We start from the raw sequence: 15,130 nt of genomic DNA, 5'->3' as shown, positions 1-15,130 counted from the left end.
AAATTCAAATTTTGATGAATTTGGTCAAAGATAAATTATTTTATTGTGTATGGTTAACCGTAAAGTTCAAATAAAATAACGCTTTATATTTGAATTAAATTAAAACTCTCACATAATGAAAAAAGTTTTTTCCTTTGGCGCTTAAAAATTAGAAGTGGTGAAGGTTTGGATAATCGATTAGTTAGAGCCAAAAAGTAACGGCTGGTAACAGGCGATTGTGCAATTGCGAAATAAGTGCAAAATTCACGTTTAGTTTTCGCAAGAAATTTTATCTTTAGCAGAAAATACTCGGTTCCGAAGCTCGTAACCTCGAAAAGCGCCGGAACGATATAGGCAAGCAACCAATAACATAGCCAATGAGTAGATCAAATTTATCAATTATAACTGAAGCTTTAAGCCATATAGCTAATAAAGTCGATTTACATAATCATCTTAATCTTCAAGATATAAATATTCTTCTCGAAAATTTTTTTAGAGATATTTTAAATATTATTTACAAAGATCGAAAGTTCAAAAACTTAAATTCTGTAGAAGGAAATTTCGCATCAATCGATTTGGGAGACAACATAAAAGACCTTGCAATACAAGTGACATCTACAACTTCACTAGCAAAAGTTAGAAAGACAATTGAAAAATATAAAGAAGAGTACGATTACAAAAAAATAGTCATGCTATATGCCAAAATGGATAAACCTAGTCGCTCTAAAGATATTAATGAAGAATCAGGTGATAAGATAGAAATCGAAGAATGGTCTATTAAAGATTTATGTAATAAAATAAATGACTTGGAAGATGAGGATATTTTAGAAATTCAAAAAATTGTTTTAAATCAGATAACTCCTAGTTTGTATGATAATTATTCAAAAAACGAAGATACATCAGCTACAAAAGATTATGACAATTTAGAGCAAAAAGATATTAGAAATTTTTCAGATAAATTTATAGCTGTGTGCCCTAGTATAAATCAATTTAGATTGATTAAATATTCGAGAGATATTGCATCTGGTGAAGCTGAACTTAGTAAATTTTCAGAAAGGCAAATTAGATCAATGAAATATAGAATTTTCGAAGTTTGCCAAGAAGAATTAATCGATTTTTGTGAGCAAAATGATATGACAAATAGAAGTGGTTTAAACTTTTTCCTTTTTAAATTTTTTTGATGCTATTACTATAAATGCTATATAATTGAATCCTTTCCAAGATTCAGTTGTTGTGTCATATCTATTTAAGATTGACCTAAACCCATCTAACCAGGCATTTGTGCGTTCGATTGTATATCTCTGCTTATAGAGTTGCTCATCAAAATATTCATCCCTCTCACTATGACCGTTACGTTTGTTAAAACAGATATTAGCTTGAATGTTCTTATCTGAACATGCTTTTCTTAAGTCTTTAGAGTCAAAACCTGCGTCTGCATTGAGGAACAATCCATCTACAGAAATATTGGCTTGTTCTAATGTTGCTGTAATGTCTTCAAACTGAACCTCAATATTATACAGGTCGTTGTGGTTTCCCGCAAGAGGTTCTGACATTGCTAATGGCAAGCCTTGCCTATCGGTTAGATAGAGTGAATTAGTTGTTTTTCGCTTCTTCCGACCTTGATAGTCAACCTGTTCACCGCCTCGGATAGCAGGAGTATGGCTTCCGTCCAAATCCACACTGGAAAGGTCAAGTTTTGAGTGATGACGGCTAAGGAATTTAATCCAACAAGCTTTCCAGAAACCGCAAAGACTCCACTTGCGATAGTGATAGTAAACAGATTGCCAACTTATAACCTTATTTTCAAAAAGAGCCCTAATGGGTAGCTGATGCCATTGAAGGCCCGTTTTAAGTTTGTAGAGTATAGCATTTATCACTTCTGATAATGGAACTGTTACAGGAAATCCACGACGGGCTTTAGGTATATATGCAACAATTTCCAATTCTATTGTATCTTTGTCAAGTACACTGTACATAAAGGGTTGGTTTTGATAATTGTATGTTTAGCGACACAAATATCGACAACCCTTTTTTAATTCTAAAAAAAGTTTAAATCACTTCATAATATGGATTTTTCAATCATAAATGAATTGATTGAAAAATACACGCAAAAAGCATGTTTGATAATTGAAGAAAAGTCTAAAGATTACTCTTATCCATTAAAGAACAAAGATTTACTTAAAAAAATAGTATTAGCTCTTATAAATGATTGTTATTTGTCATTTGACGAAAAAGGAATTTACGCATGATTACTACAAAACAAGAGGCTAAAAAAAGGATAATGTTTGTCCAAAAAGAAGACTATAACTTCTTGACATACAGCCTATTGCTGACACTTAAATACCTGGAGGCAAATTCAAAACAAAGCAAGTTTCAAGATTACAGAAAAATATCATATTTAATTCAATTCATTTCTACAAATTCAAATTTTAATGAATACACAAAAGAGGAACTTGCTATAATCTATTCGAAGAGTCATTTAAAAAAGCAATTGTTATCTCATTTAATTTTAATACTGAAGAATAAGAATTTTATTGGCGTTGATGTAAATCATAGTAGAAATTCATTGGATATATGGTTAATTGAAGAAAATATTCCTGATATTTTTTTTAATAAAAATCTTTTTATGAAAGAGATAGAAAATTTAAAAATTATAAAATCCGAATTACCACGACTGAAAATTCTAACCTTGAAAAATGTTGTTGACACAATATTTACTAACAACAAAGTAATTACATGGGAAGTTTAGTAATAAAGAGAGTAAAATATGACGGGGATTTATATACTTATGAATCTCCAGAACTTAGTAGTGGAATAAATATAATTATTGGTGATAACGGCTCTGGAAAAAGCACATTTACGTACTTCATAGAATATTGTCTTGGAGGTCACCTAAAATATTTCAATCAAGATAATGAAACTGAAAAATATCTTGAAATCATTAAGGATACAAACAACTTCCTAGAGTTAGATATTATAATCAACTCTGAAAAATATTCTCTCAAGAGATTCATTAATGGTAATATCATTCACATAAATTATAAAGAAGAATATTTTTCTTTACCTGTTTATAGACAACAGACTGATACTATTTCGAATGAAATTTTCTCTGATTGGTTGTTTGATAAATTATCAATTGTTAAACAAGAATTAAATTTAGGTACTAAATCATGGAAACTAAATATAAACGATCTGCTTCGTTTAATTATATATGACCAAGATACAATTTCGAAAAAAATTTTTAAAGAACCAACAAATCTTAATTTTGTAACGGATTCTCTTATTATTCGTAAAACTATTTTTGAAGTTCTACTTGGAATTTCATCTGATGAATATTTTAGAAAGTTTGAAGAACTTAAACAAATGAGTGTTTTTAGAGATAAAGAACAATTAAAGCTTGATAATTTCAATGAAAAATTTTCAGGTATAGAGTTGGAATTGCCGAAAATCATAGAAAATTTAGAGCAATTAAATTCTAAACTAGAAGCACGTTATAATCAACGAGATATTTTTATAAGTTCAAATAAAAAAGTAGATGAAAAGACAAATGTAATTTCTTCAATGCAGGAGCAGATTATTCAGCATGAATTATTGTTATCGAATACAAACTCAGAACTAAGGTCAAATCAAATTGAATACAGTAAAATCCTTACCTACTTTCAATCACAAACAAATGAGATTAATGAAGTTGAAAAAATAATTTTTACAAATGAAAAACTGAACTTGTTTTCTTTCAAATTATGCCCATTTTGTATGAACGAACATTTGTCTAAAGAAAATCATTGCTTATGTGGCTCTGAAATCATTGATAAGGACTATGAAAAGTTTATTTATACATCCAAAGAATATGAAAATATTCTAAAACACAAAAAAAAGAGTTTAGAAACTATTCAAATTGCTCTTGACTCCTACAGTTCAGAAATAGCGAAAGCAGAAACAAAGAAAGAAAAACTTGAAATTGAAGTTAAGGAAGATACTGACAAACTTAAAGCATTAATAAATTCCACAGATGTAAATTCAAATAATGAGGCAATAGATCATTTGCATAATGAAATTCTTGCACTAATGAAATCAATTGAGAGTGAAAATTACCGTAAAACGATTTCAATTGAAAGAGATCAATTATTACTTAATTATAAAAAAATTAGTGATCGCTATAAAAGCGTTAAAATTGAGTTTGATGCTCTTCAAAGAAAATTTGATAAAGAAAATAAAAGTATAATTGAGGATTTTAATATCATTTACAAAGGTTTAATTACTCAATCTTCGGCAGATGTTTCAAAAGCAGAAATAAATGAAGACTACATGCCAATAGTAGATGATGGAATTTATAAGAATAAAAGTGCTGGAGTTCCAATAAGGTTAGTTTATTACTATACAATATTAGCATTAGCTTTGAAATATGATACAGTTAAACATCCAAGACTTTTAATTATTGATACTCCTGAAGATTCTGGAATTGATGACGACAACCTAAAAAAGGATTTAGTTCTTCTGGAAGAAGCACTAAATGTAGTTGAAGCAAAAAAGGATTCTTATCAAGTTATATTGACAACAGGTTTAGAAAAATATCCTGAACAATTCAAAAATTTCATTGTGGATAAATTTAACAAAAAGGATGAAGGTAGATTCATTTTAAAACACAAGTAATACTCCAGAAAAATATCTTATTTTCACTACCAAAAATACAATTTAAAATCGTTCATCAGCAGCGGTATTATTTAAGAATGATCAAACAGCTGCCTGCTTTGTAATTTGGAATCACGAAGGAGATAACACGTCTGTTTTGCGGTGTGTTTCTTTTGTATGGTTTAGCTTTCAAGAAGGTTATATGTTTCTAGAATTGTGTTTCTGTGATAGGGTGTTTTGGTCTACAAAAAGTCAGCATGATGATTCCCGGAATTTTTAAGAATAGGATTATAGTGTAGCGTATCTTTTTGTATATTTGCTTCCAGCTGGCGGAAACACTGTGAAAGACAGAGCAACAAGCACCGTTACTAAATCGTTACCTGACTTCTTTGAGAATCTATATAAATGGCTTGTATCCAATCGATATAGGTTTTTCCTAAAAACTTTAAAATAAATTTTAAGCCAAAATATATCAAAGGTTTTGGTAATGCGGTAGCTCTGTATAGTAAGCACATTACTATCCCTTCTCTAACCCCATTTTCAAAGCTTCAACAGCCTGTATTAGTTCTGTTTCGTCCATAGAGGCAAAACCAAATCTGAATGCGTTTTGTTCTGCATTCCACCTAATAATTTTAAACTGGGTATTGGCAACAAGCCGGGCAATAGAAAAGTTGCGATTTAATAGTATCCAAATAGCCATTCCGCTGTTGGTACTGTATAAGAAACGTAGTTGCCTAATTTTTCTTTTAGCAACACATCTAAAAAATCCCTCCGTTGATGATAACATTTTTTTGATTTTTTCAAATGCCTTTTGAGTTCGCCCTCTTTTATCAAGGCAGCCAACGCATTCTGCATATATCCATCGCCGCCTACGTCTATTATTTTTCTGAAAGCCGTACATTGTTTAATGAAATTTTTAGGCGCTACCATAAAACCAATACGCAAAGCAGGGTCTAACAGTTTGGAAAATGAGCCAATGTAAATCACGTTTCCATTATGGTTGCCAGTAGCCAAAGGCAGGTATGGCGAAGATGTATAATGATAATCATAATCGTAGTCATCTTCAATAATAGCAAACGAAAATTGCCTGGAAAGTTCCAATAATTTCACTCGTCTTTCCACGCTTAACGTTACGGTTGTAGGGTAATGATGATGCGGAATCACATACACTGCAGTGATATTTTTCCGTTTACAGATCTTTTCAATAGCATCGGTATCAATACCTTTGTCGTCTACATTTACCTCGATGATGCTCGCTTCTGTTTCTTCAAAAGTTTTGTTGGCAACAGGATAATTAGGTTTGCCTACGATGATATTGGACGAACGCCTTAAAAGAAGTTGTGCGGACAAATAAATACTCATTTGTGCTCCGTGGGTAATCAAAATATTATCTGCCGAAATGTTTAACCCTCTCGTTACCGACAGGTAAGTAACCAGCTCCTCCCTAAGGTTCAAAGTTCCCTGTGTAGTTCCGATGTTTGCATTTTTAATAGCATATTTTCGGGAGGTGAGTGAGCGATACGTTTTCAATAAATCATCTATTGGTGATAATCTTACGTCAGGATGTCCGTCATCAATAATAATGTCAGGATAAGAAATTGCATTTTTGTTAACGGCCTTTTCTTCTATGATCCTAAACGGTATGGCCAATTCTTTTTCGTAAGGTGTAAGGATATTAGTTTCCCCCCATTGTTGAGGTTTGAGCAACGGAATATCTTCCGAAACAGCAACGTATTTTCGTGGCACAATCATAATCCAATCCTGTGCGTCCAATTCCTCATAACCCGCAATCACGGTCTTACGGTGTACACCCAATATTTTAGCCAATTCGCGGCTACTCGGCAAATGTGTTCCCGCTTTCAAAGTACCGTTTTTAATAGCACTGATGATTGATATAGCGATCTGCCTGTAAACAGGCACTTTGCTTTCTTTATCTATAATGATGATATGTTTGTAAGGAAATATCATGGACTGCCTTATATCTATTAATTGGACTACAAAGGTAGTCCAATTAATAAATAATTTTACCATCTCAAAATAATTAAAATCATGAATTACAACATCAGAAAAGCAGACCTGAAAGATTTGGACACAACAGCAGCATTATTCAACGCCTATCGGATTTTCTACCGTCAGGCGGACGATTATGAAAAGTGCAAAAACTTCATACAAGAACGATTGAACAATGAACAGTCGCATATTTTTGTCGTATACGCAGATGACAAAGCAGTCGGTTTTGTCCAGTTGTACAAACTATATCATTATATCAAACTTCAAAAGCAATGGTTATTGAGTGATTTGTTCGTTCACACGGACTACAGAGGAAAAGGCTTGTCTGTGGCTTTGATAGACCGAGCCAAACAATTGTGTGATGAAACAGGAGCTTGCGGATTGATGCTCGAAACCGAAAAAACAAACGATATAGGCAACACTCTCTATCCACGTTGCGGCTTTGAGTACGACAGCAATCACAATTATTACTATTGGTGGAAGTAACGGAAATGGTGGAATTAACCCTGTTGGATAATTATATATCCGGCAGGGTTAATCAGTTCACCTATTTAAAAAAATGCTCAAGTGGTTAAACGGCAGTTTGTGTTGTGGCAGTTCGGTACTTTCGAAAACCTGTTGTTGCAGGACTATTGCTTTCATTAGTATTCGATTTTGAAGATTTTTATTCGGCTTCACCCAATGTAATCCGAAGCCTGTTGAGCGCATTCATCAAGGCAATACTCGCTGTAAGATCGACGATTTCACGGGTTGTAAAATGATCTTTTAGCCAATAGTGGACTTCGGAAATACTCCCTGAAACCAATGTTACGGCTTCAGCCCATTCCAATACCAGCCGCTGGCGGGTATCAAATGCCTTGCTCAGTTTCCACCCCGGTAATTTGTCGATCAGGCTTTGTTCCATCCCAAACGCCCGCAGCTCATTGGTATGGAAACTACAGCAATAGGCGCAACCATTCATCTGGGAAACGCGTAATTCTACAAGGGCAATCAGCTTCTCGTCGAGTTCGGATTTTCTCAAGGCTGCATGTGCTTTGTACATATTCCCTATGGCCTCTTTGGAAATTTCAATATAATTCATGGTATTGGTATTTGTTTTTCTGGATCAAATGTAGAAAACGGAGCAGGCGCCCATCAGTACCCAAACCTGAAAAAACAGTAACATCATTGGACGGCTGTAGTTAGTGGCTTAGAATTCCGTAATTTTGATCTATGGATTTTTTACATGATACCTTTGCCATCGAGATCGTAGACTATGACAAATGGCACGAAAGAAGCCGGACGAATAATTTTTTCGAACTGGTGTATGTGCTGAGCGGAACCGGGAAGCAAAGCATTAACTATGTACTGCATGATTTTGAAGAGCATGCGATACACCTCGTTTCGGCAACCAAGTGCTACCGCTATATTATCGAGTCGCCCGCCCGGTTCCTGATAGTCCGTTTTACAGGAAGCTATTTTGTACCGCTCACCCAGGAAGCAGTGGATTACAGCTCGTGGTTCAGTCGCCTGAATTTTATCCTTGCCAACCATAAGCCGGGAGAATTGGTTCCCGATCCTGAAGATAAGGTACAGGTAAAACGATTGCTGGATGCGGTATTGTACGAGTACGAACGGAAAGATCCCGGTTCTGCCTTTATTATCCAAAGCACCCTTGTGGCTGTACTGGCGATAGTATCAAGGAATATCCAAAAGGAAATTTTAAAACACCGTGATTTTACCGATACCCGATTTGCCGATGTACTGAACTTTATCAGCTTTAATATATTAGATAAAAACAAGATTACAGTGCGCTACCTGGCGGATAAATTCCATATTTCAGAAACCTATTTTAGTGAATATTTCAAACGGAATGCGTCGGAAAGCTTTCAGGATTTCGTATTAAAATCACGCTTAAAGATCGCGGAATCCCGGGCCCGGTATACTGATGCCACGCTACAGGTAATTGCCTGGGAACTGGGATTTACCGATAGCAGCCACCTCAACCGGATGATGAAGAAACATTTTGGAAGAGGCATGCGGGAAATGCGGAAAGAAGCTGTATAAATCGGCTCCCGAAATCATTAGGAAGCGACCTTACCCACGTATAGTTTTGTATCGTACTGAATGATGATACTATTGTGCTTCTGGTACTTTTTAAACAATTGTTCGAGATCGGCTATCATAGGCGCATACCCGGCATCCCCTTGTAGCGGCATATACGACGAGGAAACCAACCGCCCACGCAATCCCTCAAAATCAAAGACCTGTGCATTTTCGAAATGCTCCAAATGAAAAACTTCCGGACTAAAAAAAGCACCGATATGCTGATCGTCAATATTCCGATGCTGCAGTTCGACATAATTAGTACCATGTTTCCGGATCAATTCGTCATACTCCTGTTCAAAGTCGGAAGTGGTTTTGCGTTCGTTCCAGATTAAGGCTATTGTACCGTTGGTTTTTAGTATTCTTTTGAATTCCACTTTGGTTTTTTCAGGATCAAACCAATGGAATGCCTGCCCGGAAATAACAGCATCCACACTGAAAGCTGCTAATCCGGTATGTTCAGCGGTTCCATCAATAGCCGTAAAAGCCGGATAATCCTGCAGCAACGCCACCGATTTTTCACGCATCTCCTTATTGGGTTCTGCCGCGATAACGGTATATCCTGCGTGGAGAAATAAAGCCGATGAAATTCCGGTTCCAGCACCAATATCAGCCAAAACCATATCCTTTGACCATCCGTAATTCTGCTGTAGATAATTAATTATAGCCTCCGGATAATGAGGCCGGTATTTCACATAATCAACTACCCTCGTACTAAATCGTTTGGTGCTGTCGTTTTCCATACTAATTACTGTTTACCCAAAGATAAGGATTCAGTAGTAAAATTCCTGTACATGCAATTACACAAAAAGGATTCTTAATAATAGAAAAGCTATTTTTGTAATCGTTAATTTCTGTATATTCAAAATGAAAATAGTATTTGCAAGTTTCTATTTGTTCTTTTTTACTTTTAATGCATCACATGCACAATCTAATGACTTGACAGATGTCAATCTAAAAGGGAAAGTAAAATACTTTGTTGAGTGCTTTTTGGAAGGTAATTCCATAGAGGATAGTGATATCAATAAAATGTGTCGCATGGGAATTGGAAATACCTACAACGAAAAAGGTTTTCTTATATCAAGTATCTTCATTTCTTATAATGAACGCGTTAGTGAAACTCAATATCACTATGATAGCAAGGGGCAATTTAGTACAACAGTACAGACAAATCTTGAAACTCAAGAAACCAAATCATATAAAGTACATATTTCCTACAATACCGAAAGAAAAGAAAAAACACTTTCCTTTTACCAGTCCGACAGTTTGAAATTCCAAACTATTTATACCCGGGATAAAAATGGAAACATATTAACAGACAAACGTTTTGATGCCACTGGTATGCTCACCTCTGCAAAGGAATATGTGTATGATAACCAGCATTATATAATCAAAGAATCAAATGAAGGATTTTATCCTATCAAAAACGTAGGAAACAATTCTTTTAAAAATGAAAATGTGTATACCAATGACAAATACGGTAATCCCATTACAGTCATAGATTCCATCACCGGAAACACGACTACTCATAGTTATACTTATGATAGCATCGGAAATTGGCTCACTCGTACTGCAACGGATAACAAAGGTCAAATCAAGGAAATAATGGGGCGTGATTTTGAATATTATCACTAAATATATTCAGATCACATCGATACAATAAAACACTTCCAACAAAAAGACCTTCCCCTATGTAATTAGAGGAAGGTCTTCTATTTTATTTCAGGGGAAACCCCTAAATATTTATCTTTACAACTTACATATTCCTACGGTACTGTCCGCCCACTTCAAAAAGGGAAGCGGTGATTTCTCCCAAAGAGCATACTTTAGTAGCTTCCATCAGTTGGGCAAAAATATTCTGGTTGTTGATAGCAACGTCCTGAATAATGGAAAGCTGTTCTTTGGTTTTATCAGCGTGGACTTTATGAAGGCTATCCAGTGTTTTGATCTGGAATTGCTTCTCTTCCTCACTTGCACGGATTACCTCAGCAGGAATTACAGTCGGAGAACCTTTGGAACTCAGGAAGGTATTCACCCCGATGATAGGAAATTCACCCGTATGTTTCAGCATTTCATAATACATACTTTCTTCCTGTATTTTTGAACGTTGGTACATCGTTTCCATAGCGCCCAATACCCCACCACGTTCTGTGATACGGTCAAATTCCTGTAATACGGCATCTTCTACAAGATCAGTCAGTTCTTCGATAATGAAAGATCCCTGGATTGGGTTTTCATTTTTCGCCAGACCGAGCTCTTTATTAATAATCAGCTGAATGGCCATTGCACGGCGTACGGATTCTTCTGTAGGCGTAGTAATCGCTTCATCATAGGCATTGGTATGCAGGGAATTACAGTTGTCGTAAATCGCATACAAAGCCTGTAATGTCGTACGGATATCGTTAAAATCGATTTCCTGAGCGTGTAACGAACGTCCGGAAGTCTGGATGTGGTATTTTAGCATCTGGGCTCTTTCGTTGGCCCCGTATTTATTCTTTAAGGCTTTTGCCCATATTTTACGCGCTACACGTCCGATTACTGCATATTCAGGATCGATACCATTGGAGAAGAAAAACGACAGGTTCGGGCCAAAATCATTAATGTCCATACCACGGCTGAGGTAATATTCAACATAGGTAAATCCGTTAGCGAGCGTAAAGGCCAATTGTGTTATAGGGTTGGCTCCGGCTTCGGCAATATGGTACCCTGAAATGGATACCGAATAGAAATTACGAATATTATTCGTAATAAAATATTCCTGTACATCCCCCATCAGTCGTAGTGCAAATTCGGTAGAGAAGATACAGGTATTTTGCGCCTGGTCTTCTTTTAATATATCCGCCTGAACGGTACCACGGACCTGTGACAGGGTACGCACTTTAATTTGTTCATACACATCAGCTGGCAATACCTGGTCTCCGGTTACCCCAAGGAGCATTAAACCAAGGCCATCGTTGGATTCCGGAAGGTCACCATTATAGCGTGGCCTTTCAAGGCCTTTCTTTTTATATATCGCGTTGATCTTCGCTTCTGTTTCAGCTACCAGGTCATTTTCCCGGATGTAAATTTCACATTGCTGGTCGATAGCGGCATTCATAAAGAATCCCAATAACATCGGGGCCGGACCATTGATCGTCATACTCACAGAAGTTAGCGGATGCGCCAGGTTAAAACCGGAATACAATTTTTTAGCATCATCCAGGCAGCAGATGGAAACTCCGGCATTACCGATTTTTCCGTAAATATCCGGACGCAGGTGTGGATCATTACCATAGAGTGTCACACTATCAAAAGCGGTAGACAATCGTTTGGCGGGTAATCCGGCACTTACGTAGTGGAAACGTTTATTGGTACGTTCCGGGCCACCTTCTCCGGCAAACATTCGGGATGGATCTTCCCCTTCGCGTTTGAACGGATACAATCCGGAAGTGAATGGGAATTCTCCCGGTACATTTTCCTGAAGGCACCAGCGTAAAATATCGCCCCAAGCCTGGTATTTCGGTAAGGCTACCTTTGGAATCTGAGAATGGGAAAGCGATTCGGTATGGGTGGCTATTTTAATCTCCTTGTCCCGCACTTTGAAAGTGTAGACCGGATTTTTGTATTTGTTTACTTTATCATCCCAGGTAAGTATGATCTCCCAGTTATACGGATCAAGATCCATTTTTACTTTATCAAACTGGTTGAGCAACAGGTTCAGGAAAATACGATCGTCATTGTGTTCTTCCAAAGCACTTGGCAGCACCGTTTCTTCATCAATTCCAACTTTATTGATCGCTGCTTTTTTACCGGAAACACTCTCTATTGTTTTAAAGATACCGTATAACTTCTGTGCCACTTCTTGTTGTGTACGGGCGGTAGCATCATATTTACGGTTATTCTCTGCAATTTCAGACAGGTAACGGGTACGGTGTGGTGGGATCACAAAGATCTTCTCACTCATTTCACGTGTGATCTGGAAAGTTGACTTTAACTCCGAATCGGTTTTTGCAACAATGGTATCCATGATCGCTTTATAAAGCGTATTCATACCCGGATCATTGAACTGAGATGCAATAGTTCCAAATACCGGAAGGTCATCCGGATTGGCTTCCCACAGGTTGTGGTTGCGTTGGTATTGTTTTTTCACATCACGCAGGGCATCCAAAGAACCACGTTTGTCAAATTTATTAATGGCTACCAGATCGGCAAAATCAAGCATATCGATTTTTTCCAACTGGGTTGCGGCTCCAAATTCCGGTGTCATTACATATAACGAAACATCAGAGTGGTCCATGATTTCCGTATCGGACTGGCCAATACCGGAAGTCTCCAATATGATAATATCGTATTTGGCGGCTTTCAATACCTGAATGGCTTCTGCTACATATTTTGACAAGGCCAGATTCGACTGACGTGTCGCCAGGGAACGCATGTAGACTCTTGGGTTATTGATCGCATTCATACGGATCCTGTCCCCTAATAATGCACCTCCTGTTTTTCTCTTGGAAGGGTCAACCGAAATCAATCCGATTGTTTTTTCCGGAAAGTCGATCAGGAAGCGGCGTACCAATTCATCCACCAGGGATGATTTTCCGGCACCACCCGTTCCAGTGATTCCCAATACAGGTATTTTACTGGTTTCATTTTGTTTGTGGATAGTATCCAGTGTTTCCTTCGCAATTTCAGGAAAATTTTCTGCAGCAGAAATTACCCGGGCAATAGCCGTTGGATTTTTATCTTCCAGGTGATTGATTTCACCATTGAGTTTATCCCCAACCGGAAAATCAGATTTTTCCACCAGGTCATTGATCATACCCTGTAGCCCTAATTCACGTCCATCATCGGGCGCATAGATACGGGTAATCCCATACTCCTGTAATTCTTTGATCTCATCCGGAAGGATAACACCACCTCCACCACCGAAGATTTTGATATGGCCTGCTCCTTTTTCTTTTAACAGGTCGTACATGTATTTAAAATACTCATTATGCCCACCCTGGTATGAAGTCATTGCAATAGCATTAGCATCTTCCTGGATAGCGGTATTCACTACTTCTTCTACACTACGGTCATGCCCTAAGTGGATGACCTCAACGCCGGTCGTCTGGATAATACGGCGCATTATATTGATGGCAGCATCATGTCCGTCGAAAAGGGCAGCTGCGGTTACAATTCTTACTTTATTTTTAGGAATATAAGGTTTTGCTTGTTCCATTTTTAGTATACTGTATATTTTGAGCCGGCAATTTACGAAATTCCTAAAAATACGGCACTAATTTTTTTGTATTGTTTATAAATTCCGCCAAAGTATAATAGCTTACTTATTCGACCTGCTATCCAATACCAAAGTGCTCTTTTGAGAAATAGTTGGGGTAAAAATCCCGTTCTCCATTCGATAAAAAATTAAATTGAAAATCTTTTTTCTTCGCATCGCTACACCAGCTATTTTAGTACATTTACGCGAATTTTTAGATGCTGATGAAACAGGCAAAATACTATCTGGCTGCTATTACTGCTTTTATAATCTGGGGCTTTTTTAGCCTGGTTTTAAAGCCATTACACGATTATCCCTCTTTGGATATTTTATTTTACAGGGTCTTTTTATGTGTGACGCTGATGGTGGGTATTAACCTGCTCTTTCGCAGGAAGATTTTAAAAACAGCAGCTGCAAATTTTAAAGGAATGTCCAGCAGTGAAAAGCGTAAAGCTGTTATACTGACCTTAGGCGGGGCGCTACTGTTATCGGCCAACTGGTTTTTCTTCATTTATGTAATGAACCATGTCAGTGTGAAAGCCGCCTCATTTGCCTACCTCGTCTGCCCGATCCTAACCACTGTATTTGCCTATTTCATACTCCAGGAAAAATTGAATAAACTGCAATGGGCTGCGGTAGGGCTTAGTATTTTCAGTTGTGTATTGTTATGTTTCAATCACTTTATGGATATCTTTTACAGCCTGATTGTAGCAGCGACCTATGCGTTATATTTAGTCAGCCAGAAGAAAAACACTTCGATTGATAAGTTTCTTTTACTGAGCCTGCAATTGCTGGTGACTGGCATTATATTACTCCCGTTTTATCCTTTTTACAGCGGTACCTTGCCCACCGAACCTAAGTTCTATTTTTACATCGCACTCATTGTCATGTTTTTCACGATTATCCCTTTGTTTCTGAATTTGTATGCGTTAAAACAAATCAATTCTTCTACAGTAGGCATTATGCTGTACCTAAATCCGCTGATTAATTTTATGCTGGCTATCTTTTATTATAAGGAAGACATTACCTCTTTTCAGATTATTGCCTATTCCCTTATCTTTTTTTCCATTCTCATTTTTAATGCAGGAGTGCTTTTAAAAAGGAAGCCATTGCATATAACAGTCATCAAAAATTCCATATAAAAAGAAACCCTTTCCAAATCTGGAAAGGGTTTCTTTTTATCGTTATCTT

The 15,130-nt window shown here is 36.7% G+C and carries 13 protein-coding genes; 8 read left to right on the top strand and 5 right to left on the bottom strand.

Features of this window, described 5'->3' with window-relative positions:
• Nucleotides 1-356: 356 nt before the first annotated feature.
• Entirely contained in the window at nt 357-1,160 is an 804-nt protein-coding gene (locus FK004_RS10225) for an SMEK domain-containing protein (RefSeq protein ID WP_108737166.1), read from the top strand.
• On the opposite strand, the gene FK004_RS10220 is transcribed toward FK004_RS10225, so the two are convergent.
• Nucleotides 1,131-1,955, bottom strand: a complete 825-nt coding sequence (locus tag FK004_RS10220) for an IS5 family transposase (RefSeq protein WP_108735890.1) — start codon at nt 1,953-1,955, stop codon at nt 1,131-1,133. The genes FK004_RS10225 and FK004_RS10220 overlap by 30 nt on opposite strands.
• 90 nt (nt 1,956-2,045) lie before the next feature.
• Between FK004_RS10220 and FK004_RS10215 the strand changes: the two genes are divergently transcribed.
• From FK004_RS10215 to FK004_RS10205, 3 genes are read left to right on the top strand one after another with little or no spacing between them, the layout of a single operon-like run.
• Nucleotides 2,046-2,228, top strand: a complete 183-nt coding sequence (locus FK004_RS10215; protein WP_108737165.1) for a hypothetical protein — start codon at nt 2,046-2,048, stop codon at nt 2,226-2,228.
• A complete protein-coding gene (locus FK004_RS10210; protein WP_108737164.1) occupies nt 2,225-2,728 on the top strand; it encodes a hypothetical protein in 504 nt (167 codons plus the stop codon). The genes FK004_RS10215 and FK004_RS10210 overlap by 4 nt, the downstream gene beginning before the upstream one ends.
• On the top strand, nt 2,716-4,629 hold the full coding sequence (locus FK004_RS10205) for an AAA family ATPase (protein ID WP_108737163.1): 1,914 nt from the start codon (nt 2,716-2,718) through the stop codon (nt 4,627-4,629). The genes FK004_RS10210 and FK004_RS10205 overlap by 13 nt, the downstream gene beginning before the upstream one ends.
• 657 nt (nt 4,630-5,286) lie before the next feature.
• Here the strand turns inward: FK004_RS10205 and FK004_RS10200 are convergent.
• Nucleotides 5,287-6,576 (bottom strand): aminotransferase-like domain-containing protein, encoded by a 1,290-nt coding sequence (locus FK004_RS10200; protein ID WP_227871583.1) that lies wholly within the window; start codon nt 6,574-6,576, stop codon nt 5,287-5,289.
• Between the two features lie 81 nt (nt 6,577-6,657).
• Between FK004_RS10200 and FK004_RS10195 the strand changes: the two genes are divergently transcribed.
• Nucleotides 6,658-7,104, top strand: coding sequence for a GNAT family N-acetyltransferase (locus FK004_RS10195; RefSeq protein ID WP_108737162.1), 447 nt, complete (start codon nt 6,658-6,660; stop codon nt 7,102-7,104).
• Between the two features lie 178 nt (nt 7,105-7,282).
• Here the strand turns inward: FK004_RS10195 and FK004_RS10190 are convergent, their stop codons facing one another.
• The gene (locus FK004_RS10190; RefSeq protein WP_108737161.1) at nt 7,283-7,699 is read right to left on the bottom strand and encodes a carboxymuconolactone decarboxylase family protein; all 417 of its coding nucleotides are present in this window, start codon (nt 7,697-7,699) and stop codon (nt 7,283-7,285) included.
• Between the two features lie 131 nt (nt 7,700-7,830).
• Here FK004_RS10190 and FK004_RS10185 point away from each other — a divergent pair, with 131 nt between their 5' ends.
• Nucleotides 7,831-8,664: a helix-turn-helix domain-containing protein gene (locus tag FK004_RS10185; RefSeq protein ID WP_108737160.1), complete on the top strand. Its 834-nt coding sequence runs from the start codon at nt 7,831-7,833 to the stop codon at nt 8,662-8,664.
• A 17-nt stretch (nt 8,665-8,681) separates the two neighbouring features.
• On the opposite strand, the gene FK004_RS10180 is transcribed toward FK004_RS10185, so the two are convergent.
• Nucleotides 8,682-9,446, bottom strand: a complete 765-nt coding sequence (locus tag FK004_RS10180; protein ID WP_108737159.1) for a class I SAM-dependent methyltransferase — start codon at nt 9,444-9,446, stop codon at nt 8,682-8,684.
• A gap of 124 nt (nt 9,447-9,570) precedes the next feature.
• On the opposite strand from FK004_RS10180, the gene FK004_RS10175 reads away from it, so the two are divergent.
• Nucleotides 9,571-10,338 carry a hypothetical protein gene (locus FK004_RS10175; RefSeq protein WP_108737158.1) on the top strand — a complete coding sequence of 256 codons (768 nt, stop codon included), beginning with the start codon at nt 9,571-9,573 and terminating at the stop codon, nt 10,336-10,338.
• A 121-nt stretch (nt 10,339-10,459) separates the two neighbouring features.
• Here FK004_RS10175 and FK004_RS10170 read toward each other — a convergent pair whose 3' ends face one another.
• A complete protein-coding gene (locus FK004_RS10170; protein ID WP_108737157.1) occupies nt 10,460-13,900 on the bottom strand; it encodes a methylmalonyl-CoA mutase family protein in 3,441 nt (1,146 codons plus the stop codon).
• Nucleotides 13,901-14,163: 263 nt separating this feature from the next.
• Here FK004_RS10170 and FK004_RS10165 point away from each other — a divergent pair, with 263 nt between their 5' ends.
• Nucleotides 14,164-15,081, top strand: coding sequence for an EamA family transporter (locus FK004_RS10165; protein WP_108738813.1), 918 nt, complete (start codon nt 14,164-14,166; stop codon nt 15,079-15,081).
• Nucleotides 15,082-15,130 lie beyond the last annotated feature (49 nt).

Source organism: Flavobacterium kingsejongi, from assembly GCF_003076475.1.
Lineage (GTDB): Bacteria > Bacteroidota > Bacteroidia > Flavobacteriales > Flavobacteriaceae > Flavobacterium > Flavobacterium kingsejongi.
This window is presented reverse-complemented; position numbering and strand designations above follow the sequence as displayed.

Excerpts from the sequence above, each read along its gene's own strand:
- FK004_RS10225 (WP_108737166.1), top strand. The coding sequence starts at position 357 with ATGAGTAGATCAAATTTATCAATTATAACTGAAGCTTTAAGCCATATA.
- FK004_RS10220 (WP_108735890.1), bottom strand. The coding sequence starts at position 1,955 with ATGTACAGTGTACTTGACAAAGATACAATAGAATTGGAAATTGTTGCA.
- FK004_RS10215 (WP_108737165.1), top strand. The coding sequence starts at position 2,046 with ATGGATTTTTCAATCATAAATGAATTGATTGAAAAATACACGCAAAAA.
- FK004_RS10210 (WP_108737164.1), top strand. The coding sequence starts at position 2,225 with ATGATTACTACAAAACAAGAGGCTAAAAAAAGGATAATGTTTGTCCAA.
- FK004_RS10205 (WP_108737163.1), top strand. The coding sequence starts at position 2,716 with ATGGGAAGTTTAGTAATAAAGAGAGTAAAATATGACGGGGATTTATAT.
- FK004_RS10200 (WP_227871583.1), bottom strand. The coding sequence starts at position 6,576 with ATGATATTTCCTTACAAACATATCATCATTATAGATAAAGAAAGCAAA.
- FK004_RS10195 (WP_108737162.1), top strand. The coding sequence starts at position 6,658 with ATGAATTACAACATCAGAAAAGCAGACCTGAAAGATTTGGACACAACA.
- FK004_RS10190 (WP_108737161.1), bottom strand. The coding sequence starts at position 7,699 with ATGAATTATATTGAAATTTCCAAAGAGGCCATAGGGAATATGTACAAA.
- FK004_RS10185 (WP_108737160.1), top strand. The coding sequence starts at position 7,831 with ATGGATTTTTTACATGATACCTTTGCCATCGAGATCGTAGACTATGAC.
- FK004_RS10180 (WP_108737159.1), bottom strand. The coding sequence starts at position 9,446 with ATGGAAAACGACAGCACCAAACGATTTAGTACGAGGGTAGTTGATTAT.
- FK004_RS10175 (WP_108737158.1), top strand. The coding sequence starts at position 9,571 with ATGAAAATAGTATTTGCAAGTTTCTATTTGTTCTTTTTTACTTTTAAT.
- FK004_RS10170 (WP_108737157.1), bottom strand. The coding sequence starts at position 13,900 with ATGGAACAAGCAAAACCTTATATTCCTAAAAATAAAGTAAGAATTGTA.
- FK004_RS10165 (WP_108738813.1), top strand. The coding sequence starts at position 14,164 with ATGAAACAGGCAAAATACTATCTGGCTGCTATTACTGCTTTTATAATC.